This window comes from Streptomyces spiramyceticus (assembly GCF_028807635.1).
Lineage (GTDB): Bacteria > Actinomycetota > Actinomycetes > Streptomycetales > Streptomycetaceae > Streptomyces > Streptomyces spiramyceticus.
Window position 1 is genome coordinate 4,591,638 of the sequence record NZ_JARBAX010000001.1, and the last position, 20,971, is coordinate 4,612,608.

Sequence of the window (20,971 nt, forward strand, 5' to 3'; positions counted from 1 at the left end):
ACAACGCACACGCCCAGCCGAAGGCCGAGTTCGCCCCGAACCCAACCATCAGAACCTGGACCGATTACCCGGCCAAGGCCGCGTGACGAGCCACTGGTCCCCAGCTTCTGGCCACCGTGCAGGCAGAGCCCCGGACATTGTGTCCGGGGCCAGGCGCGTCAGCGCAGGCGCACCGGGACCGGGCCACCGGGGATGGGGGCTTCGTCCGGGGGACTCACGCCCTCGGCGCCGCCTCCACCCCGTACCCCCGGTCCGACCCGATCGACGCACCGCTCGGGAGCCTCGGCGGGCTGTACGACGCCAGTGACCTCAGGCTCGGGTCGGGGCGGACCGCGCCCAGCAGGGGATTCGCCGCGATCGGGGAGACCTTGACGCGGGCGCCGGGGCGCGGGGCCTGGATCACCTTGCCCTTGCCGAGGTAGATCGCCACATGCGTGGCCTTGGGGAAGTAGATCACCAGGTCACCGGGGCGCAGCTCCTTGAGCGAAACCTTCGGCAGCTGCCGCCACTGCTCCTGGCTCGTCCGCGGAATCTCACGCCCCGCATGTGCCCACGCCTGCGAGGTGAGCCCCGAGCAGTCGAAGGAGCGCGGCCCCTCCGCGCCCCACACATACGGCTTGCCGATCTGCCGGGCGGCGTACGCCACCGCCGCCCGGCCCAGCCGCGAAGGCTTCCGCGCGTAGGCCGACGCCGGACTGCCGAGCGCCCCCGAGGTCAGCAGGTCACGCTGCCTCTCACCCGTCTCTCGCGCCTCCAGCAGCGCGATCTCCGCGAGCTGATCCTGGGTCAGCGAAGCCAGCAGCCTTTCTACTTCGGACAGCCGCGCGCGCACCGCGTCCTGCTGCTTCTTCTGCTGCCGGGCGAGCGTCTGCTGCCGGTCGAGCGCGTACCGCTCCCTCGTCGCCAGCGCGTCGGCCTGCTTCTCGCCGCTCTCCAGCCGGGCGATGGTCGCAGCCCGGTTGGTCGCGGCCCGCTGGAATACGTGTCCTTGGGACAGTGCACGCTCCGGGTTCTTCGCCAGCAGCAGCCGCAGGTAGGGGGAAAGGCCGGTACGCCCCTGGTACTGCTCGCGCGCCAGCCTCCCCGCCGCACTCCGGCTTGCGGCGAGAGAGGTCCGGGCCCTGGAGAGACCGGCGGTCACCGTCCTGACCTCGCCGAGCTGTTTCTTGATGGTCTCCTGAGTCGCTTTGTACGCCTCACCGGCCTCCTCGGCTCGCTGGTACAGCTTCTGGAGTTCGGTCAACAGCTCCGCGACGGTCGGCTTGGCGGACAGAGAGGCGGACAGAGAGGCGGACAGAGATTCGGCCGTCAGGGACGCGGTGGGCAGCGGCTCGGCGGGCGGCGTGGGCATGGCGGGTACTGCGGCGGCGGATGGTGCCGGTACCGCCGCGATCACCGTTGCGGCAGCCAGGGCCACCGTACAGACGGACCGGGAAAGCTTGCCTGACACGTCATCACCTCCGGTTTCGCGGCCGGAAGCTCCGGCCTACTGGCGATGATGTGCAGGCCCGCGAGCGGGGCGGATGGTGAGTCGTCGGGTTGGGCCAACACCGTCACCCGTGGAGGGCCAATACGCGACGCCACCGGCGTGGCGCCGCGGGCCCCGACCCGCCCTCTGTTAGTCGAGAGGCAGCGCGTAGAAGTTGCGGCCGCGCCACAGGACTGCCGTGCTGCCGGACGTCTGTGCCCGGTACGAGGTGGCGGTCCCGGCGTCGTCGGCGCCCGCGTCCTGGAACTTCCACAGGCGCCGGCCGTCGCGCGCGTTGATCGCGGTGGCCTGCGTGTCGTTCAGGGCGAAGACGGTACGGCCGCTGCCGCTCAGGACGACCGAAGGCGTGGACCGGCCCGGGTACTCCGTGTCGCGCTTCCACTGCTCGGTGCCGGTCGCCGTGTCGATGGCGTACACCTCGCTGCGGCTGTCGGCGAGGTACAGCGTCTTGCCGCTCACGACGCCACGGCCGAAGCGGCCGGAGGTGTTCTTGAGCTTCCAGAGCTTCTTGCCCTTGCGCGTGTCGTACGCCTGCAAGTCGTCGTCCACCGCTGCGTACAGCTGCCCCGACGTGTCGTCCGTCGTGTCCGCGCCCTCACGCACTCCGTCGAAGTACTTCTGCCACAGTGTCTTGCCGCTCTTGCGGTCGACGAGGACGAAGGACGACCTGCCCTTGGCCTTCTTCTTCTGGGCCGGGGTGAGGGAGTCCGCCTCCTGGCGCAGGAGCAGGCTGTCGGGGCGGATGCCGACCGCTTCGTAACGGGGGAAGGGTCCGGAATGCGCATCCGCCAGCTCGGACCGCCACAGTTCCTTGCGCGCGGCCATGTCGAACGCGAAGAGGTAGACGCGCGTACGCGTCACCTTCTCGGTCTTCTTCCCCTTCCTCTTTACGTCGGGGGTCTCGATCCTTCCCGCGAACCAGGCCACGGTGCCGTCCACGGCCAGTTTCGCCCCGAGGGTGAACTCGCCGTCCTCTCCCTTGGCCAGCAGCGGGCCGTACGGGAGACGGTGCTTGACCTGCCCGTCCTTCGCGGACAGCCACACGAAATCGGTGCGGGTGATGACGAAGCAGTGGGTGTCGTCGGCGGCTTCGGGCCTGTACCCGGTGCCTGCGGCCTTCTGTTCCCAGAGGCGGCGGCCGGTACGCAGGTCCAGTGCGGTGGTCTGCTCCCTGCCAGGGATCAGCAGCAGCTTGTCGCGCCAGATGCGGGCGGAGGGACTGCCCGAGGTGAGCTCGACACGGTGCCGGTAGTGCCAGAGGGGGGCCGGAGCCATGCCGGGCAGCGGCTTCTTGGCGGCGGCGGTGGGCTCGGCGTCGGGGCCGGGCGATGCGGACGGGTTGTCGTCACCGCCGGCGATGGCCAGCGCACCGCCCCCGCCGATCACGAGCCCGGCGGCGCCGGCCGCGATCGCGGCGAAGAGGCCGCGCCGGCTGAGGCCGCCGAGGCCGTTGCCGACCGGAGCGGTGGTGGTGTGGGTGGATGGCAGGGCCGGAAGCTGCGGGGGCTGTGCGGGAGCGGCGGGTGGGAGGGCGAGTGCGGTGGCGGGGTGCGTGAGGGCGGTGCCTGCGGCGCTTTCCCCCACCCCGCCCCTTCCCGAACCGGGGGCTCCGCCCCAGACCCCCGGACGGGCTGGATCTACCAGCCCCTGGGGGTCCCCCCGGACGAAGTCTGGGGGAGTGTCCTCAAATGCCGGACGCGCTGGAATACCCAGCCCCTCCGGCGGAACATTCAGCCCCTCCGGCGTTTGAGGAGCGGGGTCCGGGGCGGAGCCCCCACGCGGCGCCAGCCGCAAATTGTCAGAGCGGGAAGGGGCGGGTAGGGGAAGAACTCGCTCCCCGCGCCCGCCACGCAGCGCCCCCGCACGGATAACCATGGTCGCGCCCGACCTCAAGTCACCACCGGCGTCCGAGTCGGCACCCGCGCCCGAGTCACCACCGGCGTCCGAGTCGGCACCCGCGCCCGAGTCACCACCGGCGTCCGAGTCGGCACCCGCGCCCGAGTCACCACCGGCGTCCGAGTCGGCACCCGCGCCCGAGTCACCACCGGCGTCCGAGTCGGCACCCGCGCCCGAGTCACCACCGGCGCCCGAGTCGGCACCCGCACCCGAGTCAGCACCGGCACCCAAGTTGCCACCCGCGCCCGCGCCCGCACCCGAATCCGCACCAGCCCCCAGCCCCATCACCCGTCCCGCCTGCTCCGCCAGCGCCGTCAGCAGGCTCTCCGGGAGCCAGCCCGTTCGGGCCATCGCCGCCGCGCCCTCCAGGGCCAGTTCCGCGGCCACCGTGCCCGGCGTCGGCCGGTCCTCCGGTGACTTCGACAGGCACCGGGCGATCAGCGGACGCAACTCTTCCGGCACCGCGGCCAGTTCGGGGTCGCCGTGGGCGATGCGGTCGGCGGCCGCGTCCTGCGGGCCCGCCGCCAGTGGGGTCGTGCCCGTCGCGGCGTACGCCAGCAGCAGGCCGAGTACGAAGATGTCGGACGCGGGGCCGGGCTCCTGGCCCGCCACCTGCTCCGGCGTGAGGTAGTCGAGGCGTACGGACAACTGGCCACCGGGGCTCGCCTCCGCAGCCGTCGCCGCACCCAGCGCACCGAACGCGGTCAGGCGCGGCCCGTCGGAGGCCAGCAGCACGGTGTCGGCGGCGAGGCCGTGGAGCACCGCGCCGGTGGCGTGCGCCCGGGAGAGGGTCTCGGCGAGGCCCGCACCAAGGATGCGTACCGTCCGCTCCGGCAACGGCCCGGCGAGCGCGATCGCCTCGCCCAGGGTCAGCCCGGGCACGTACCCGCTCGCCGTCCACAGTTCGGGCCCCTCGGTACGGGAGCCGAGCTGCGCCTCCACCCAGCCGCCGGCCAGGCGTTCGGCGGTCTGCGCCTCCGCCTGGAAACGGCGCCGGAAGGCGGGCGACCCCGCGAGTGCGGGCCGGGCGACCGACACCACGGCCGGGGCACCGTCAGGGGCGTGCGCGAGGTACTGCACGGCGCTCGCGGTCTCGCGCAGGCGCAACAGCGGGGCGTACGGCCCGATTCGGCGTGGATCGTCCTGACGCAGCGCTTCCAAGGCGCACCCCCCGTGGTCACCGTGCCGGGGCCGCTCCTCCGTCCACAGCGGCCACATCCGGCACGACAGCCGATCTTATGGTGTGCCGTCGGGCTTCGACCAGGGCCACCTCGGCCGGTGACGACGCTCGCGCCCGTCCGGCGCGTACTCGTACTTCCAGCCGCGCTGGAGCCCGAGCCGCTTGGTGTGACCGGCGGGGACGCGGAGGTAGGCGTGCACGGTCGGCGGCCCGCCGGCGTCGTCCGGCACCGGCACCTCGTACCACTTCGGCGGGTGTCCGGTCGGCCCGACGAGGACCGGCAGCACGCGCCCGTCCAGGGGTCCGCCCACGAAGGGCGTGTTCTCGCTTCTCACCCCGTCAGTCTTGCAGGGTCACAGGAGGTGGGCCGCCTCCGCGATCACCGGCAGCACGCGCCGCGCCAGCACCCCCGCCGAGCCGTCCGCCGTCTCGGTCGCCAGCGCGGCCCTCGTGACGGCCGCCGTCTGCGCGTCCGTGGCCGCGGTCGCGGTGAGCAGGGCGACGAAGTGGTCGACCAGCCAGTCACGCAGCTCACTGACCGGCGGCTGCTTGCCCTCGTCGAGCCAGATGAGGGAGGCCGCCTCGACCGCCGTGATCCAGGTGCGGACCATCATCCGCAGCCGGGGTCCCGCCGTGCCCGCGACGCCGAGGTGCGTCAGGATGTGCTCGGCCGCGGCCCGCCGCACCCCGTCGACGGTCGCGGTCGTACGGGAGGTCTCGGCGACGCTGCCGCCCTGGAGCAGTGCGCTGAATCCGGTGTCGTGCTCGTCGACGAAGGTCAGATAGCGGTCCAGGGCGCGGATCAGGCGCCGGGTGAGGGGCCCGGTCTGCGGTTCGGCGAAGCACAGCGTGAGTTCGTCGGCGGCGGAGCCGAGCGCGGCCTCGTACAACTGCTGCTTGCCGCCGGGGAAGTAGCGGTAGACGAGCGGCCGTGACACCCCGGCCGCCTCCGCCACGTCGTCCAGCGAGACGTCCTCGGGCGCCCGGTGTGCGAAAAGCGACAGGGCGGCGCCGAGGAGCTGGCTGCGACGCTCCTCGACGCTGAGCCTGCGGTACGCGGGGGACGCTGCTGCCGGGGTCATGTCCGCAGCGTATCCCTGCGTTTGGACGGTTTGCGGTGTGCGGTCCGCGGCTTACGCGAGGAGGCCTGAGCTCTTCCAGAGCCTGCGGCCGACGCCCTGCAGGACGCCGATGTCGTCCAGGAAGTCGGTGAGCCGCTTGGCGCCGCTCTGCATGACCTCGGCGCGGTGGCCGCTCGCCTTGACCTGTGCGACGGCCTCGCGGCGGTCGAGGCCGACGTTCTCGTACACCTTCGGGTTCACGAAACAGGTGGAGAAGACGCGTGCGGCCTCGCCGCAGCTGACCCGGGTGAGCTCCCGCTCCCAGAGCGGCGCGGTCACCATCTGGCGGCGCAACTCCTCGCGGGCGTACCGGACATGGCGCGCTTCCTCGACCACATGGATACGCGTGACCCCGCGCACCAGCGTCTGCACGCGCTCGTCGGGGAACGTCAGCCGCTGCATCCAGTCGAGGATCTCCTCGCCGAGCAGCGTCGCCGCGAACGACCCGGGCGTGGTCGACACGGTCTTCAGGACGCGGGCGAGGTTGTGGTAGAGCCTCGGCACCGGATACGACGGCGCTCCGCCCTTCTGGATCATCTTGGCGAACATCATCGAGTGCCGGCACTCGTCGGCGATCTCGGTGAGGGCGTATCGGACGTGGTTGCTGGTCAGCGACTTGTCGTAGATGTGCCTGACCAGCAGCTGCATCAGGATGATCTCGAACCAGATGCCGAGCGAGGCGAGCGAGGCGGCTTCGTGCCGGGCGAGGTCCATGCGCTGGTCCTCGGACATCTTGTGCCAGAGCGGAGTGTCGTAGAGCGATACGAGCTCGGGCGGCCAGAACCACTTGCCTTCCTCGACCGGGGCGGCCCAGTCCAGTTCGGTCTCGGGGTCGAACGAGTGCTTGGCGGATGACTCCAGCAGGCGCTCGGCGACCTGCTCACGGTCCTTGAGGAGGCCGAGTGCGTCCCTGAGTACGTCGCGTTCGGTCACTGTCGTCATGGCGGGGGGGGCACCTCACGAGTGGGTTACCTGGGGTCACATCTTATGAGACTGCTTGTCAGCAAGGCAGTCAATCCCTCGCGCGCGACTTGTTGACCCGCTGTCTACCAACGTGTGAGTCTGCCAACTGTCCGTCCTGTTGAGGGATATGCGGCAAGGGAGACGTCAATGTCGACGTACGAGCTCTACACCACAGCCCCGTCGGACCCCCAGTGGCAGGTGCCGGCCTCCGGCGCGGCCCGCTTCAGCTGGGAGTACGACGAAGGGCGCGCCCGCCTCCTGGCCCTCTACCAGAAGGGCAAGGACAAGCAGTGGAACGGCGCCACCCGCATCGACTGGGACGTCGAGGTCGACCCGTACGACCCGCTCGGCACCCCCGACGACGCGCTGAGCCTCTACGGGACCCGCCACTGGGCCAAGATGACCGAGAAGGACAAGGGCGTGCTCCGCCGCCACTACGCGTCCTGGCAGTTCAGCCAGTTCCTGCACGGCGAACAGGGCGCCATGGTGTGCGCGGCGCGGATCGTCGAGTCCGTCCCCGACCTGGACGCGAAGCTGTACTCGGCGACGCAGACGATGGACGAGGCCAGACACGCGGAGATCTACGGCCGCTTCCTGCACGAAAAGGTCGGGATGCTCTACCCGGTCAACGACAGTCTCCAGAGCCTCCTGGGCGACACGCTCCGCGACTCCCGCTGGGACATGCCGTACCTGGGCATGCAGGTCCTCATCGAGGGCCTCGCGCTCGCCGCCTTCGGCATGATCCGCGATACGACGGACAAGCCGCTGCCGAAGCAGATTCTGGCGTACATCATGCAGGACGAGGCCAGGCACGTGGCCTTCGGGCGGATGGCGCTGCGCGACTACTACAAGCAGCTGAGCGACGCCGAACTGCGCGAGCGCGAGGAATTCGTCATCGAGGGCTGCTACTTGATGCGCGACCGGCTGCGGGGCGTCGAGGTGCTGGAGAACTTCGGCGTGACGAAGAAGGAGGCCGAAGAGTACACGGAGCAGTCCGAATTCCTGCACCTCTTCCGGAAGCTGCTGTTCAGCCGGATCGTGCCGTGTGTGAAGGACATCGGCCTGTGGGGCCCGCGCCTCCAGAAGGCGTACGTCGACATGGGAGTCTTCGAGATGGGCAATTCCAACCTGGACCTCCTCATGACCCAGGACGAGGAGATCGCCGAACAGCTCGACAAGGAGCGCTTCGAGGCGGAGGAGCGGGAGCGGCTCGCGGAGATCGGGGAGGCGATCGCGCAGGCGTGACGGCTCAGCGCGTCTGCGCGGCGGCGGGCGGCGGGAACGACGTACGCAGCGTGAACGCGTGCGGTGTCGGCCCGTGTTCGCGCAGGTGGAGGAGCGCCTTTTCGGCGTCCCGCAACGTCGGGCGGCTGCCGGCCTCCACCCACCACAGTGCGGTCATGGCCTCGTGCACGTGCTCGAACCACTCGCGGCGCCGCGCCATGATCTCCCGGTGCCGGCCCTGGTACATGTAGGCGGTCAGGGCGTTGGTGTCCCGCCACACCGACATATTGGCCAGCAGCCACTCGTCCCCGAAGATCTGCAGCTCGGTCGCGTTGCCGGCGTCGCTCTGGAGCCGCCAGATGAAGCCGTCGGCGGCGTCGGCGTCGGCGTTGACGGGGTCGAGAGCGTCGACGAAGTCCTTGAACTCGGGGGAGTCCAACGGGAACTTCATGCGGGATATGTTGACTTGGGCTAGTTCGTGAGTGGTGGTCATGGCCATGCGGGCAGAGTAATGATCGCCTCGGCGAGGCCGGGAGGGCGTTTCGCGGAGCGAGACCGAGGGCCCCGTACCCGTACTGCCACCCGCGCCCCCTCACCTCCCCCACTCACCCACCCAACGCCGCCCCCATGACCGCCCGAGCGATCGGCGCCGCGCTTCCGCCGCCGCTGATGTCCCCGCGATCCGCAGACGCGTCCTCGACGACCACCGCCACCGCGACCCCCGGCAGACCCGCACCTGCCTCCTGCGCCCAGGAGATGAACCAGGCATACGGCGTACCCGTGTTGTCCGTGCCGTGCTGCGCCGTGCCCGTCTTGCCTCCGACCCTGGTGCCGGAGATCGCGGCGTTCGTGCCCGTGCCCTTCTCGACGACGTCGACCATCATCTGCTGCAGCAGCCCCGCAGTGGCCGGGCTCATCACCTGGTGCAGGGTCTTCTGGTCGGTCCGCGAGACGGCATCGCCGTCCGCCTGCGTCGCCGTGTCGACCAGATACGGCGCCTTGAGGTCGCCGCCATTGGCGACCGCCGCCGCGACCATCGCCATCTGGAGCGGCGTCGCCCTCGTGTCGTACTGGCCGATGGCGGACAGCGCGAGCTGGTCGTCGGTCATGCTCGTGTCGAAGTTGCTCTTGGACACCCCCGAAGGGATCTTCAGCCCGCTGTCGTTGAAGCCGAACTTCCGCACTGTGTCGAGCATCCCCGCCATCCCCACCTTCACGCCCAGGTTCGCCATCACCGTGTTGCAGGAGAACCGGATCGCGAACGCCAGCGACGCGTTCCCGCAGCCGCTCACCTCGTTGGGGAGCACGGTGTTCGTGTTGGGCAGGACATACGGATCGGGCGTCTTCGTCGGCGCGTCGATGTCCGTCACCTCACCGGATTCGAGCGCCGCCGCCGCCGTCACGATCTTGAAGCTGGAACCCGGCGGATACGTCTGCCGGATGGCCCGGTTGAGCATCGGCTGATCCGGCGAGCCGTTCAGCCGCGACCAGGCGTCCTTGACCGCCTTCCCGGTCCCGGACAGCTGCTCCGGATCGTACGAAGGGCTGCTCACCAGCGCCAGGATCTTCCCGGAGTACGGCTCGATCGCGGCCACCGCGCCCTTCCTCCCGCCGAGCCCCTTGTACGCCGCCCGCTGGACCGCGCCCTTGATGGTGGTGACGGCGTGGCCGCCGGGCTGCTGGGAGCGGGTGATCTCGTTCCACAGGGGGAGCGGGGCCAGCATGGGATCGGTGCCGGAGAGGACGTCGTCCTCGGCGTTCTCGATGAGGGTGGTGCCGTACGTCTGCGAGGCGTACCCGGTGACCGGCGCGTACAACGGCCCGTGCAGATAGGTCCGTTCGTACCGCAGCTGCTCGCCCGTGTCCTTCGACCCGGTGACCGGCTTCCCGTCGACGATGATGTTCCCGCGCACCTGCTGGTAACGGGTGATGGTCTGGCGGCGGTTGGCGGGATTGTCGTTCAGCGACTCCGCCTCGAAGACCTGGATGCGGGCAGTGTTCACCAGCAGCGCGACGAGCAGCAGCAGACAGAGACCTGCGGCGCGGCGGATGTAGCGGATCACTTGCCGTCCTCCACGGTCACGACGGGCGCGATGACTCCCGTCTCGACGTGCTCGGGGCGCGGACTGCGGGCCGAGTCGCTGACCCGGATCAGCAGCGCCACGATGATCCAGTTGGTGACGACGGAGGAACCGCCCTGTGCCAGAAACGGCATCGCCATGCCGGTCAGCGGGATCAGCCCCATCACGCCGCCCGCGATGACGAACACCTGGAGGGCGAGGATCGAGGCGAGGCCGATCGACAGCAGCCGGCCGAACGGGTCGCGCAGCGCGAGGCCCGCCCGGTAGCCGCGCGCCACGAGCAGCGCGTACAGCAGGAAGATGGCGGTGAGTCCGGACAGGCCGAGCTCCTCGCCCGCCGTCGCCAGGATGAAGTCGGACTTGGCGGCGAAGCCGATGAGGATGGAGTGGCCGAGGCCGAGCCCGGAGCCGAGCGTGCCGCCGGCTGCGAACGCGAAGAGCGACTGGGCGAGTTGGCCGGGGCCCTCGCCCGCGTCGATGGAGGCGAAGGGGTTCAGCCAGTCCTCGACGCGGCTGTTGACGTGCGGTTCGAGCGAGCCGACGACGAACGCGCCGACGGCGGCGAGGAGGAGCCCGACGGCGATCCAGCCGGTGCGGCCGGTGGCGACGTACAGCATGATCACGAAGAGGCCGAAGAAGAGCAGCGAGGTGCCGAGATCGCGCTCCAGGACGAGTACGCCGACGCTGAGCAGCCAGATCGCGACGATTGGGCCCAGGACGCGGCCGGTGGGGAGCTGGAGCTTCCAGAACTTGCGGCCGGTGTAGGCGAGAGCGTTGCGGTTCGCGGCGAGGTAGGCGGCGAAGAAGACCGCGAGAAGGATCTTCGCGAACTCGCCCGGCTGGAAGGAGAGGCCACCGATCCGGATCCAGATCTTCGCGCCGTTCACGGCGGGGAAGAAGATCGGCACGATCATCAGGACCAGGGCGGCGGCGACGGAGATGTACGCGTACCGCTGGAGGATGCGGTGGTCGCGCAGCAGGATCACGACCCCGATGAAGAGCGCGACGCCGAGGGTGGACCAGATGAGCTGGGTGGGCGCGGCCTGGTCCTTCGGGGTCTCCAGGTCGAGGCGGTAGATCAGCACCAGGCCGAGGCCGTTGAGGAGGACCGCGATGGGCAGGAGCAGCGGGTCGGCGTACGGGGCGCGGATGCGTACGGCGAGGTGGGCGAGGAGCGCGAGGACGCCGAGGCCCGCGCCGTAGCCGGCGACGTCGGGCGGCACGGCGCTGTTCTTGGCGAGGCCGACGGCTGCATAGCCGTACACGGAGATGAGGACGGCGCAGACGAGGAGCGAGAGTTCGACGCCGCGCCGCTTGGGGAGGCGTACGCCGGGTGGGGGAGCATCCGTCGTCGTTGCGGTCATGTCAGGCAACGTAGCAAGCAGGCAGGCCGTATGTCCGTATATGTACGCTTCACGCCCGAGGGGTTCGGTGACCGCTTCGCTGTGGAGTAAGTGCCGGACTCCTCGGGGCGCGAGTGGAAGGGTTGTGTCCGCGCGGCCTCAGCACCAGCGCGGAGCGCGCCCGATGTTCTCGATGTACTTCGCCGAGCCCCAGGCCCAGGTGCCGTCGGTCAGCAGGTACCAGTGGTTGTTGCCCCGCACGTTGCCGCCGGTGGTCTTGCAGAAAATGCGGACGATTGCTCCATGCCGCTTGAAGCCGATGACCCGGCTGCTACGGGTGGGCTTGTCGCGCAGGAGCAGCCCCTTCTTGGCGGTCACGCGGCCCTTGTACAGGCGGTGGCTCTCGATCTCGGCCTGAGCCTCCGTCCGGGGCTCGGTCTGGGGCTCGGTCTGAGGCTCGCCCGGAGCCTCGGCCTGGGGCTCGGCCTGCGAGGGCTCAGTCTGGAGCTCAGCCTGGGGGACGGTGTGGGGCTCGGGCTGGGTCTGGCTCTGGGGCTGGGCGGGATCGGCCGCGCCGGGCACGGGGTCCGCTGCGAGCGCCGGGCCCGCGGCGGTCATGGCAGCGACGGCGCCGGCCGCGGCGTACAGACCGATCCTGCTGAGGGGGGAACGCACAGACATGCTGCCTCCATGGGAGGTGGGGGGCCTCCGCCACGGCTGACTGTGGCGAAGAGCGGCGGAGGCTCCGGTCCGTGACTGACTGGCGAACTGGTCCTCAACTCGCGCGATTCACGCTAAATGCGACACACAGTGTTCGCAAAGTGTCACTCCGTGTGCAAATCACCCGATGGGAGGCTGTCCCCGTCTTCCACATGCGGTGCCTCCGGCAGTTCCAGCGTCGCGACCGCTCCGCCGTCCGGGGCGTTCGAGAAGGTCAGCTCCGCGCCGATGGCCCCCGCCTGGCCGACGGCGATCGTCAGCCCCAGACCGTGCCCCTTGCTCCCGGCGCGCGGCTCGGTCCTGAAGCGCTGCGGCCCGTGCTCGACCAGGTAGTCCGGATAGCCCTCTCCGTGATCCCGGACCGTCACCACAGGCCCGTCCACGGTCAGTACGACCGGGGGCAGGCCGTGCTTGTGCGCATTGCCGAGCAGATTGCCGAGCACCCGCTCCAGCCGCCGCCGGTCGGTCTCCACGAAGGCGTCCCGTACGATCCGCACCTCCGTCGGGCCCCCGGAGCCGCGCACCACGCGCTCCGCGAGCGGCCCCAGCCGGAACAGGTCCGGGCTGATCTTCTCGTTGCCCGCGTCCAGCCGGGAGATCTCCAGCAGGTCCTCGGTCAGCAGCCGCATGGCCCGTACCCGGTCCTGGACGAGCTGGGTGGGGCGGCCGGCGGGCAGCAGCTCGGCAGCCGCGTGCAGACCGGTCAGCGGGGTACGCAGTTCGTGCGCCACATCGGCGGTGAAACGCTGCTCGCTCTGGAGCTTGCCCTGGAGCGTGGAAGCCATCGCGTCCAGGGCGCCGGAGACCGTGGCCACCTCGTCCTGCGGGCGGGAAGGGTCCTTGGTGCGCGGATCGTTGACGCGCGCGTCGAGGTCGCCCGCGCTGATCCGCCGCGCGACCCCGGCGGTCTGGTGCAGCCTGCGCGTCACCCGGGTGACGGCGAAGACGCCGACGATCAGGGTGACGCCGATGGCGAGAACGGACGAGCCGACGATGGCCCGGTCGAGGCCCGTGATGGTCCGTACGCTCTGGGTGTAGTCGACCTCGGCGGCGATCGCCCTGCCGTCGGCAGGCCCCGCCGCCCACATGGTCGGGCGGCCTTCGTGGTCGCTGACGAGGCTGCCGCGCCTGCCTCGCAGGGCGAGGTCGCGCAGCGAGCCGGGCAGCCCGTCCGGGTCGATGCCCGCGCCGGGCGGCAGCGGCTCGCCCGCCTCGTACGCCCGGGTGGCGTCCCCCAGTTTGGTCAGCGCCTTCTCGCGGGCCTCGCTCACCGTCTGGTGGGTCACCGACACGTGTACGAGGGCGCCGAGGAGCGCCGCGAGCGCGCAGCACATTACGGCGATGAAGGCCGCGGCCTTCCAGGTGAGGAGGGCGGTCCAGGCGGGCAGACGGGGCCTCATGCGGCACCACCTGCGCTCGGCGTGGCGGACTCCGGGCTGTGTGTCGGCGTCGGCTCCGGTGTACGAGGCGCCGTCCGCGTCGGCTCCGGACGCGGGGAGGCCGAGGGCGTTGCGTCGTCCCGGTCCATACGCAGAATCTCGTCCCGGGTGGGCAGCATCGCGCGCTGCCGGTCGTCCCAGGACCAGGCCGTCCTGTACTCGTATCCGGGAAGGATGGACGGAGCCCGGATGATCACGTCCCGGCCGGCCAGTGCCACGCTGATGACGGCGTCGGAGGTGGACATGATCCGGATCAGCCGGCCCTTCTCGGCCAGATAGCAGCGCACCACGAGCTGATCCTCGGGCATGGAGATGCCGAGGATCAGCTCGTCCTTCCCGTCGCCCGTCAGGTCCCGGTAGTAGGCCTTGAGGACCGGGCAGGCCTTCGGTTTCGTATCGCACTCACGGAGGCGTCGGGCGGTCTCCTCGTACATCCCGTCCGCCCCGCTGTACTCGCCGGGGTTCGCCGCCTCCTCCGCCTGCGCGACGGCGACCGGCCGCACCTTGCGCACGTCACCGCCCGGCACCTTGATCCCCTGCACCGTCTCGGTCTCGCCCTCGCCGTAGTCCAGGGGAGGGGTCGTCGCGGTAGGCCGGTCGGGCCAGAGCTGAGTGGGCCCGATCGCGGTGGGCGTGGCGCCCGCACTCTGGAGACCGCCCTCGTCGTCGCAGCCGGGCAGTGCCAGCAGCACGGCGGCGACGGTCAGGAGCAGCAGGGCTCCACGGGTGGTGCGGTGGGCGCTCAAGGCTCCCCTCTCGGCGGTGCGGTGTGTTTTGGGCAGATTCGTCTCTCCGTAGACCTTATTCGGAGGGAAGTGCCTTTTCTGTACTCAGCTCTGCCGGTCTACGGGTTCTACTGGCTCTGCTCTGTGTCAGCTCTGTGTGCTGGATCAGCGCTGATACGGGTTCCGCCCGGGCTGCTGCGGCGCCTGCCCGTGCCCGTACCCCTGCCCATGTCCCTGTCCGTCTCCGCCGCCCTGCTGCGCCTGCACCTGAAGCTGCTCCGCCTGCTCCTTGGGCACCTGCTGTTCGGCGCCGCAGAAGGTGCACTGTGTCGCGTACTTCGTCGAGAACGGGAACAGTGGAACGAAGAAGAGCGTGAACTTGCTGACCCGCTTCTTGAGCGTGTGCGCGGCCGGATTGCCGCAGCGCCCGCAGACGAGCGTGAGTATGGCGAGCTGGTAGAGATAGCTCCTGCTGCCAAAGATGATCATGCGTGGTCCCCTCCGCGGTCGGTGCGTGCCGTGCCGTCGAGTCTGCACCAAGCCGAACGGCAAGAGTTATTGCCCCTGCCGTGCGGGGGCTGTTCCCATGGGCGTGGGGTGATGGGACATGACGGAACTGCGGATCGTACATGCGCGCCACCAGGGCCAGGACCGGCTGTACGTGAGCCTGCCCGACGGCAGGAACATCGCCTGGTACGACAGGGAAACCGGCCGCGTAAGCCTGCTCGACGCCGACGCCAGGGACGCCGTACTGGCCGCCATCGCCCCGTACGCCACAGGCCCGGTCACCATCGGCCCCCCTCCGGTCCCCACCGCCGCCGACCTGGCCCGCCTGACCCTGCACCCCGACGACGACCTCGCGCCCAACCGCCCCGGCGAGGCCCTGCACGCAGAACTGGACCACACCCCCCACGCCACGGCCCGCCGCTTCCGTACCCGCCGCTTCCGTACCGACCCGCGCAGGGACGCCCTCGCGGCGCAGGAGCTGCTGGGCGGCGAGCTCGACCGTCTGGAGGACGCCGGCTGGCGCGTACTCCACTCGGTACCGCTGCCTGGTGGGGCGTACATCGCCCACCTCCTGATCGGCCCGGCGGGCGCGATGAGCGTGCGCACGCTGTACGGGGGGAACGCGAGGCAGCGGGTCAGGATCGCCGACCCGCTCGTCGCGATCGGCCGAGCCGCCCCCCTGCCCCAACTGCGCTGGGCCCGCCGAGAAGCGGAACGCGCGTCACTGGCCCTGGCGGCGGCGGTACGCCCGATCCTGGCGCTGACCGGGCAGGCCAGAGTGGACCCGGCGCCGACGCTGCGCGACGTAAGGATTCTCAGGGAACACGAGGTGAGGGACCTGGCGAGGGCGGGCGGCGTACTGAAACCGGCAGACATCGAATCCCTGTACGCGGCGGCGCGGGACCGGAGGACGTGGCTACGGGTGTAAGGCGCGTCCGGCGGCTCACCGCCCCTCGAACCGCAGCCTCCGCACCACGGTCGTCGCATGCCGCCCCACAAACTGCTGCACCTCGGCCATGACCCCCGCCCCCACCCGCCGGTACGCCACCTCACCGATCCCAATCGCCACGATCCGCCCCTCCCCACCACCACTCACACCCGCACCCTCCCCCTCGGCCAGCAACTCCCGCGCCTGCACCCGCACATCCGGCGCCAGCGGGCTGGACACCACCGGGGTGTCGTCCTCGCCCGCCAGCACCAACACCAGCGCACGCGGCCGTTCCGCACTCCCCGTGTAGCCGATCACGGCCGCATCGTGCGTATCCGAATGCCGCACCTTCACCCACGCCTTGCTGTCCCGCGGCCGGTAGCGGGACGCCAGCGCCTTGCACACCAGCCCCTCCACCCCCGAGGTCACCAGCGTTTCGTACCAGAGCAGCGCACGATCCCGGTCGGTCGTCGCCATTACGACCTGCACCTGCGGATTCACCCCCTCAAGCGCGGCGCCGAGCAGCTGCCACCGCTGCGTGAGCGGCAGTTCGCGTACGTCCTGCCCCGGCACGGCAAGCACGTCGAAGGCGACGTACGACACGGCGACACCGTCGGCCACCCGCGCCGCGTGCGGCCGCATCAACTGCACGAAGGAGAACGCGCCGTCCACCCAGGCGCATACCTCCCCGTCGAGTACGAGCCCCTCGGGCAGCCCGGCGACGGCGGCGGCGATGTCCGGAAATTCGAGCGCCATGTTCCGCCCGGACCGCGACTGCAAGAAGACAGCACCACCCGGACCGCCACCCCCGCCCCCGAAGGCCACGCACCGGAACCCGTCCAGCTTGACGCTGTACTGCACGCCACCCGGCAGTCCGTTCTCCGCCGGAACCTCACTCACCGCCCGAGGCCGCATCACGTCAACAGGCGGCACCAAAATGACGGCATCACGGTCACCCACGCCACCACCACCCACGACTCCTCACCCACGCACCCACTCACTCACCACCGCACCCACCCGCTCACGCATGCGGCAAAGGCCGAGCCCGACCCGGATCGTTGAGCGCCCCCAGCAGATCCCCGAAGCGCTCAAGCCGCCCGCCGATGTCCCCCGCCAGAAAGACGAGCCGCCCCGGATCCGCCCGCCCGTCCTCGACCTCCTCCCAGGTCACAGGAGCCGACACGGTCGGCTGTTCCTTGGCCCGCAAGGTGTACGGCGTGGCCGTCGTCTTCGCGGCGGCGTTCTGGCTGAAGTCGACAAAGACCTTCCCGGGCCGCAGCGCCCGTTTCATCCGATGGAGCACCAGCCCCGGAAGCGCACGCTCCGCCTCCACCGCGAGCTTCTTCGCGTACGCCGAGACCTCCTCGGACGGCGTCCGCTCCAGCGCCGCGAGCAGATGGAGCCCCTTGGACCCCGAGGTCTTCGCGTACGCCTCGATCCCGTCCGCCGCGAGCCGGTCACGCAGCCACAGCGCCACCTCGCAGCACTCCGCGACGGTCGCCGGGGGCCCGGGGTCGAGGTCGAGGACGAGCCGGTCGGCGCAAGCGCGCTCGTCGGCCAGCCACTGCGGGGTATGGAACTCCACCACCAGATTCGCCGCCCACACCAGCGTCGCCATGTCCTGTACGAGCACCTGCTGCGTCGTCGTCGCGTCCGAGTGCCGTACCTCCACCGTCTTCACCCACTCAGGTGTCCCCGGCGGCGGATTCTTGGTGAAGAAGAGCTGCCCGTCAGGTCCGTCCGGGTAGCGGAGAAAGGAAACGGGCCGGTCGCGAAGGTGCGGAAGCAGGGCTCCGGCCGTGACGGCGTAGTAGTGGACCACCTCGCCCTTGGTGGTCCCGGTGGCGGGGTACAGGACCTTTTCCAGATTGGAGAGGGCCAGGCGCCGCCCCTCCACCTCCGTGATCGGCGACATACGATGAGAATCCCACGAATCTCGACCAAAGGGGACGAATCGTGAGATCCATATGGAACGGCGCCATCTCGTTCGGCCTGGTCAGCATCCCGATCAAGCTGGTCAACGCCACCGAGCACCACTCGGTCTCGTTCCGCCAGATCCACACGACCGACGGCGGCCGGATCCGTTACCGGAAGGTCTGCGAACTCGACGGTGACGAGGTTCCGCCGCCCGAGATCGGCAAGGGGTACGAGGAGGCCGACGGCGCGATCATCCCCATTACCGACGACGACCTCGCCGCGCTCCCGCTGCCCACGGCCAAGACGATCGAAATCGTCGGCTTCGTGCCCGCTGCCGAGATCGACCCCCTCCAGATGGACGCGGCGTACTACCTCTCCGCGAGCGGCGTCCCCGCTGCCAAGCCGTACATCCTGCTGCGCGAGGCGCTCAAGCGCAGCGACAAGGTCGCCATCGCCAAGTTCGCCCTCCGCGGCCGCGAACGGCTCGGCATGCTGCGCGTAGTGGGCGACGTCATCGCCATGCACGGCCTGCTCTGGCCCGACGAGGTCCGCGAACCCGAGGGCGTCGCGCCGGAGACGAACGTGTCGGTCCGCGAGGCCGAACTCGACCTGGCGGACGCCCTGATGGACACGCTGGGCGGGGTCGACCTCGACTCGCTGCACGACGACTACCGGGAGGCGGTCGAGGAGCTGATCGCCGCGAAGGTCGAGGGCGGCGGGAGGGTCCCGGAGTCCGAAAAGGCGGCTGCCGGAGCGGGTGGCAAGGTCATCGACCTGATGGCCGCACTGGAGAACAGCGTCCGCGCGGCCAAGGAATCCCGGGGCGAGCGCGAGCCGGAGGCCGAGGTCAGGCCGATCAGGGGCCGCAAGAGGCAGCCGGCAGCGACCGGAACAGACGCAAAGAAATCAACGTCAACGACACAAAAGAAATCAACAGCAGCAAAGAAGACAGCAGCGGCGAAGGAATCGACCACGGCAAAGAAGTCGACCGCAACGAAAAAGTCGACGGCAGCAAAGAAGACAACGAGGAAGCGCACATCCGCCTGACGGGCACGCGACCAGCGGCGACGGCACCCACGCCAACCACCCGCACCTCTCGCCCAGTTAGCAGCAAATAGCGCAACCTTTCACACGCAAGACACCACTCCTTCCCGCCCCCTTCCTTTCCACCGGGTCCTCTTGGAACATTCTGTTCGGTTCCGTTTCCTCACACCCCAAGAGGGCCCACAGTCATGCCTGAACTCAATCGGCGGCGCTTCCTCCAGATCGCCGGCGCGACCGCGGGATTCGCCGCCCTGTCGAGCAGCATCGACCGCGCCGCCGCCATCCCCGCCAGCCGCGTCTCCGGCACGATCCAGGACGTCGAGCACATCGTCGTACTGATGCAGGAGAACCGTTCCTTCGACCACTACTTCGGCGCGATGAAGGGCGTACGCGGCTTCGGCGACCCGCGCCCGGTGACGCTGCCCAGCGGAAAATCGGTCTGGCACCAGGCGGACGCCAACAAGAAGGAAACGCTCCCCTTCCACCCCACGGCCGACGACCTGGGAATGCAGTTCCTCCAGGGCCTCAACCACGACTGGGCGGGCGGCCACAAGGCGTACAACAACGGCAAGTACGACCAGTGGATCCCGGCGAAAACGCCGACAACAATGGCGTACCTGACGCGCGAGGACATCCCCTTCCACTACGCCCTCGCCGACAAGTTCACCGTCTGCGACGCATACCACTGCTCGTTCATCGGAGCCACAGACCCGAACCGCTACTACATGTGGACGGGCTACACGGGCAACGACGGCACAGGCGGCGGCCCCGTACTCGGCAACGAGGAGCTGGGCTACGGCTGGACGACGTACCCCGAGCGGCTGGAGCAGGCCGGCGTCTCCTGGAAGATCTACCAGGACACGGGCGACGGTCTGGACGCCGCGGGCCACTGGGGCTGGATCAGCGACGCGTACCGCGGCAACTACGGCGACAACTCGCTCCTCTACTTCAACAAGTACCGCAACGCCAAGCCCGGCGACCCGCTCTACGACAAGGCGCGCACCGGCACCAGCGTAAAGAACGGCGACGCCTACCTGGCCGACCTGAAGGCCGACGTACAGGCCAACACCCTGCCGAAGATCTCCTGGATAGCAGCGCCCGAGGCCTTCACCGAACACTCCAACTTCCCGTCCAACTACGGCGCGTGGTACATAGCCCAGGTGCTGGACGCCCTCACCTCCAACCCGGAGGTCTGGAGCAAGACGGCGCTGTTCATCACGTACGACGAGAACGACGGCTTCTTCGACCACGTAGTCCCGCCGTACCCGCCCGCGTCCTCGGCCCAGGGCCTGTCAACAGTGGACACGACGACGGAGCTCTACAAGGGCGGGTCGTCGTACGCGGCAGGCAACTACGGCCTGGGCCCGCGCGTCCCGATGCTCGTGGTCTCCCCCTGGAGCACCGGCGGCTACGTCTGCTCAGAGGTCTTCGACCACACGTCGATCATCCGCTTCATGGAAAACCGCTTCGGTGTACGCGAGCCGAACATCTCCCCATGGCGACGGGCGATCTGCGGCGACCTGACCTCGGCCTTCGACTTCGCAACCACGGACGCCACCCCGGCCGAGCTCCCCGACACGGCGGCCTACGAGCCCCCGGACCACAACCGCCACCCGGACTACAGGCCGGTACCGCCGGCCACGGGCACGCTCCCGAAGCAGGAACCGGGCAGCCGCCCGGCGCGGCCACTCCCGTACGCCCCCTACGTAGACGCAGCGGTAAACATAAGTGACGGCCGAATAGCCCTGACCTTCAGCCCGGGCACGGCGGCAGGAGCGCAGTTCTACGTAACGTCGGCAAATCGCACGGACGCCCCCTGGACGTACACCACGGAGGCGGGCAAGAAGCTAACCGACACCTGGAACTCGGCCTATTCAAAGGGCACACACAACCTCACGGTCCACGGCCCGAACGGCTTCCTGCGCACGTTCAAGAGCCCGGCGAAAACGAAAACCCCAGAAGCCACGGCCCGCCACAACGCAACAACAGGCAACCTGGACGTAACGCTGACGAACCCCACGACAGCGGACGCCCACCTCACCATCACCAACACCTACGGCGGCGAGCCCCAAACCTTCACGGTCCGCCCGTCCGCCACAGTCACCCACTCGGTGGACCTGCGCGCGACAAAGCGCTGGTACGACGTATCAATAACCACCGACACGAACACGACGTTCCTACGCCGCTTCGCGGGCCACGTGGAAACGGGCGCGGCGAGCGTAAGCGACCCGGCGCTCATCACCACCTGAGAAACACCAGAACCGGGCCGCCCAATAACTCAAACGGGCGGCCCGGCCTCAAACGACGTAACAGACGGGCCGACATTTTCCACAGTCACTCGGACAGTGAAGGTCAGAACCGCAGTCATGCGTCTTCGCCCCAGTAGCGTGCTGT

General features: G+C 69.8%; 18 protein-coding genes. 4 read left to right on the plus strand and 14 right to left on the minus strand.

Translation table 11 applies throughout. The features are described from left to right. Positions 1 to 214: 214 nt before the first annotated feature. The 5 genes from PXH83_RS21190 to PXH83_RS21210 all read right to left on the minus strand — a co-directional run bounded on the left by PXH83_RS21190 (position 215) and on the right by PXH83_RS21210 (position 6,628). Positions 215 to 1,450: a C40 family peptidase gene (locus PXH83_RS21190; protein ID WP_274561999.1), complete on the minus strand. Its 1,236-nt coding sequence runs from the start codon at positions 1,448 to 1,450 to the stop codon at positions 215 to 217. A gap of 168 nt (positions 1,451 to 1,618) precedes the next feature. Further along, complete coding sequence (locus tag PXH83_RS21195) at positions 1,619 to 4,546, minus strand: outer membrane protein assembly factor BamB family protein (RefSeq protein ID WP_274562000.1); 2,928 nt, start codon at positions 4,544 to 4,546, stop codon at positions 1,619 to 1,621. Between the two features lie 75 nt (positions 4,547 to 4,621). Beyond that, entirely contained in the window at positions 4,622 to 4,900 is a 279-nt protein-coding gene (locus PXH83_RS21200) for a hypothetical protein (RefSeq protein ID WP_214928163.1), read from the minus strand. A gap of 18 nt (positions 4,901 to 4,918) precedes the next feature. Next, positions 4,919 to 5,647 (minus strand): TetR/AcrR family transcriptional regulator, encoded by a 729-nt coding sequence (locus PXH83_RS21205; RefSeq protein ID WP_274562001.1) that lies wholly within the window; start codon positions 5,645 to 5,647, stop codon positions 4,919 to 4,921. A gap of 51 nt (positions 5,648 to 5,698) precedes the next feature. Beyond that, positions 5,699 to 6,628: an AurF N-oxygenase family protein gene (locus PXH83_RS21210; protein WP_274562004.1), complete on the minus strand. Its 930-nt coding sequence runs from the start codon at positions 6,626 to 6,628 to the stop codon at positions 5,699 to 5,701. Between the two features lie 168 nt (positions 6,629 to 6,796). On the opposite strand from PXH83_RS21210, the gene PXH83_RS21215 reads away from it, so the two are divergent. After that, positions 6,797 to 7,894 (plus strand): ferritin-like domain-containing protein, encoded by a 1,098-nt coding sequence (locus tag PXH83_RS21215; protein ID WP_274562005.1) that lies wholly within the window; start codon positions 6,797 to 6,799, stop codon positions 7,892 to 7,894. Between the two features lie 4 nt (positions 7,895 to 7,898). Here the strand turns inward: PXH83_RS21215 and PXH83_RS21220 are convergent, their stop codons facing one another. From PXH83_RS21220 to PXH83_RS21250, 7 genes are all read right to left on the minus strand, one after another. Next, entirely contained in the window at positions 7,899 to 8,366 is a 468-nt protein-coding gene (locus PXH83_RS21220; protein ID WP_274562936.1) for a DUF3291 domain-containing protein, read from the minus strand. A 112-nt stretch (positions 8,367 to 8,478) separates the two neighbouring features. Continuing rightward, positions 8,479 to 9,936, minus strand: a complete 1,458-nt coding sequence (locus PXH83_RS21225) for a penicillin-binding transpeptidase domain-containing protein (RefSeq protein WP_274562006.1) — start codon at positions 9,934 to 9,936, stop codon at positions 8,479 to 8,481. After that, the gene (locus PXH83_RS21230; RefSeq protein WP_274562007.1) at positions 9,933 to 11,318 is read right to left on the minus strand and encodes an FtsW/RodA/SpoVE family cell cycle protein; all 1,386 of its coding nucleotides are present in this window, start codon (positions 11,316 to 11,318) and stop codon (positions 9,933 to 9,935) included. The genes PXH83_RS21225 and PXH83_RS21230 overlap by 4 nt, the downstream gene beginning before the upstream one ends. Before the next feature lie 138 nt (positions 11,319 to 11,456). After that, positions 11,457 to 11,978: an SH3 domain-containing protein gene (locus PXH83_RS21235; protein WP_274562008.1), complete on the minus strand. Its 522-nt coding sequence runs from the start codon at positions 11,976 to 11,978 to the stop codon at positions 11,457 to 11,459. Between the two features lie 143 nt (positions 11,979 to 12,121). Next, positions 12,122 to 13,417 carry a sensor histidine kinase gene (locus PXH83_RS21240; RefSeq protein WP_274562009.1) on the minus strand — a complete coding sequence of 432 codons (1,296 nt, stop codon included), beginning with the start codon at positions 13,415 to 13,417 and terminating at the stop codon, positions 12,122 to 12,124. Beyond that, on the minus strand, positions 13,414 to 14,202 hold the full coding sequence (locus PXH83_RS21245) for a hypothetical protein (protein WP_274562011.1): 789 nt from the start codon (positions 14,200 to 14,202) through the stop codon (positions 13,414 to 13,416). The genes PXH83_RS21240 and PXH83_RS21245 overlap by 4 nt, the downstream gene beginning before the upstream one ends. A gap of 144 nt (positions 14,203 to 14,346) precedes the next feature. Next, positions 14,347 to 14,670, minus strand: coding sequence for a zinc-ribbon domain-containing protein (locus tag PXH83_RS21250; protein ID WP_274562012.1), 324 nt, complete (start codon positions 14,668 to 14,670; stop codon positions 14,347 to 14,349). A gap of 118 nt (positions 14,671 to 14,788) precedes the next feature. On the opposite strand from PXH83_RS21250, the gene PXH83_RS21255 reads away from it, so the two are divergent. Then, positions 14,789 to 15,616: an NERD domain-containing protein gene (locus PXH83_RS21255; protein WP_274562013.1), complete on the plus strand. Its 828-nt coding sequence runs from the start codon at positions 14,789 to 14,791 to the stop codon at positions 15,614 to 15,616. Between the two features lie 15 nt (positions 15,617 to 15,631). Here the strand turns inward: PXH83_RS21255 and PXH83_RS21260 are convergent, their stop codons facing one another. After that, on the minus strand, positions 15,632 to 16,516 hold the full coding sequence (locus PXH83_RS21260) for an ATP-dependent DNA ligase (RefSeq protein WP_274562014.1): 885 nt from the start codon (positions 16,514 to 16,516) through the stop codon (positions 15,632 to 15,634). Positions 16,517 to 16,637: 121 nt separating this feature from the next. After that, positions 16,638 to 17,531: a non-homologous end-joining DNA ligase gene (gene ligD, locus PXH83_RS21265; RefSeq protein ID WP_274562015.1), complete on the minus strand. Its 894-nt coding sequence runs from the start codon at positions 17,529 to 17,531 to the stop codon at positions 16,638 to 16,640. Between the two features lie 41 nt (positions 17,532 to 17,572). Here ligD and ku point away from each other — a divergent pair, with 41 nt between their 5' ends. Continuing rightward, positions 17,573 to 18,580, plus strand: coding sequence for a non-homologous end joining protein Ku (gene ku / locus PXH83_RS21270; RefSeq protein WP_274562018.1), 1,008 nt, complete (start codon positions 17,573 to 17,575; stop codon positions 18,578 to 18,580). 185 nt (positions 18,581 to 18,765) lie between these two features. Beyond that, complete coding sequence (locus PXH83_RS21275; RefSeq protein ID WP_274562019.1) at positions 18,766 to 20,826, plus strand: phosphocholine-specific phospholipase C; 2,061 nt, start codon at positions 18,766 to 18,768, stop codon at positions 20,824 to 20,826. The last annotated feature ends 145 nt before the right edge of the window (positions 20,827 to 20,971 follow it).

What these genes read in the sequence shown, in the direction of transcription:
- PXH83_RS21230 (WP_274562007.1), bottom strand. Translation starts at nt 11,318, where the DNA reads ATGACCGCAACGACGACGGATGCTCCCCCACCCGGCGTACGCCTCCCC.
- PXH83_RS21255 (WP_274562013.1), top strand. Translation starts at nt 14,789, where the DNA reads ATGACGGAACTGCGGATCGTACATGCGCGCCACCAGGGCCAGGACCGG.
- PXH83_RS21235 (WP_274562008.1), bottom strand. Translation starts at nt 11,978, where the DNA reads ATGTCTGTGCGTTCCCCCCTCAGCAGGATCGGTCTGTACGCCGCGGCC.
- PXH83_RS21250 (WP_274562012.1), bottom strand. Translation starts at nt 14,670, where the DNA reads ATGATCATCTTTGGCAGCAGGAGCTATCTCTACCAGCTCGCCATACTC.
- PXH83_RS21240 (WP_274562009.1), bottom strand. Translation starts at nt 13,417, where the DNA reads ATGAGGCCCCGTCTGCCCGCCTGGACCGCCCTCCTCACCTGGAAGGCC.
- ligD (WP_274562015.1), bottom strand. Translation starts at nt 17,531, where the DNA reads ATGTCGCCGATCACGGAGGTGGAGGGGCGGCGCCTGGCCCTCTCCAAT.
- PXH83_RS21220 (WP_274562936.1), bottom strand. Translation starts at nt 8,366, where the DNA reads ATGACCACCACTCACGAACTAGCCCAAGTCAACATATCCCGCATGAAG.
- PXH83_RS21205 (WP_274562001.1), bottom strand. Translation starts at nt 5,647, where the DNA reads ATGACCCCGGCAGCAGCGTCCCCCGCGTACCGCAGGCTCAGCGTCGAG.
- PXH83_RS21215 (WP_274562005.1), top strand. Translation starts at nt 6,797, where the DNA reads ATGTCGACGTACGAGCTCTACACCACAGCCCCGTCGGACCCCCAGTGG.
- PXH83_RS21275 (WP_274562019.1), top strand. Translation starts at nt 18,766, where the DNA reads ATGCCTGAACTCAATCGGCGGCGCTTCCTCCAGATCGCCGGCGCGACC.
- PXH83_RS21210 (WP_274562004.1), bottom strand. Translation starts at nt 6,628, where the DNA reads ATGACGACAGTGACCGAACGCGACGTACTCAGGGACGCACTCGGCCTC.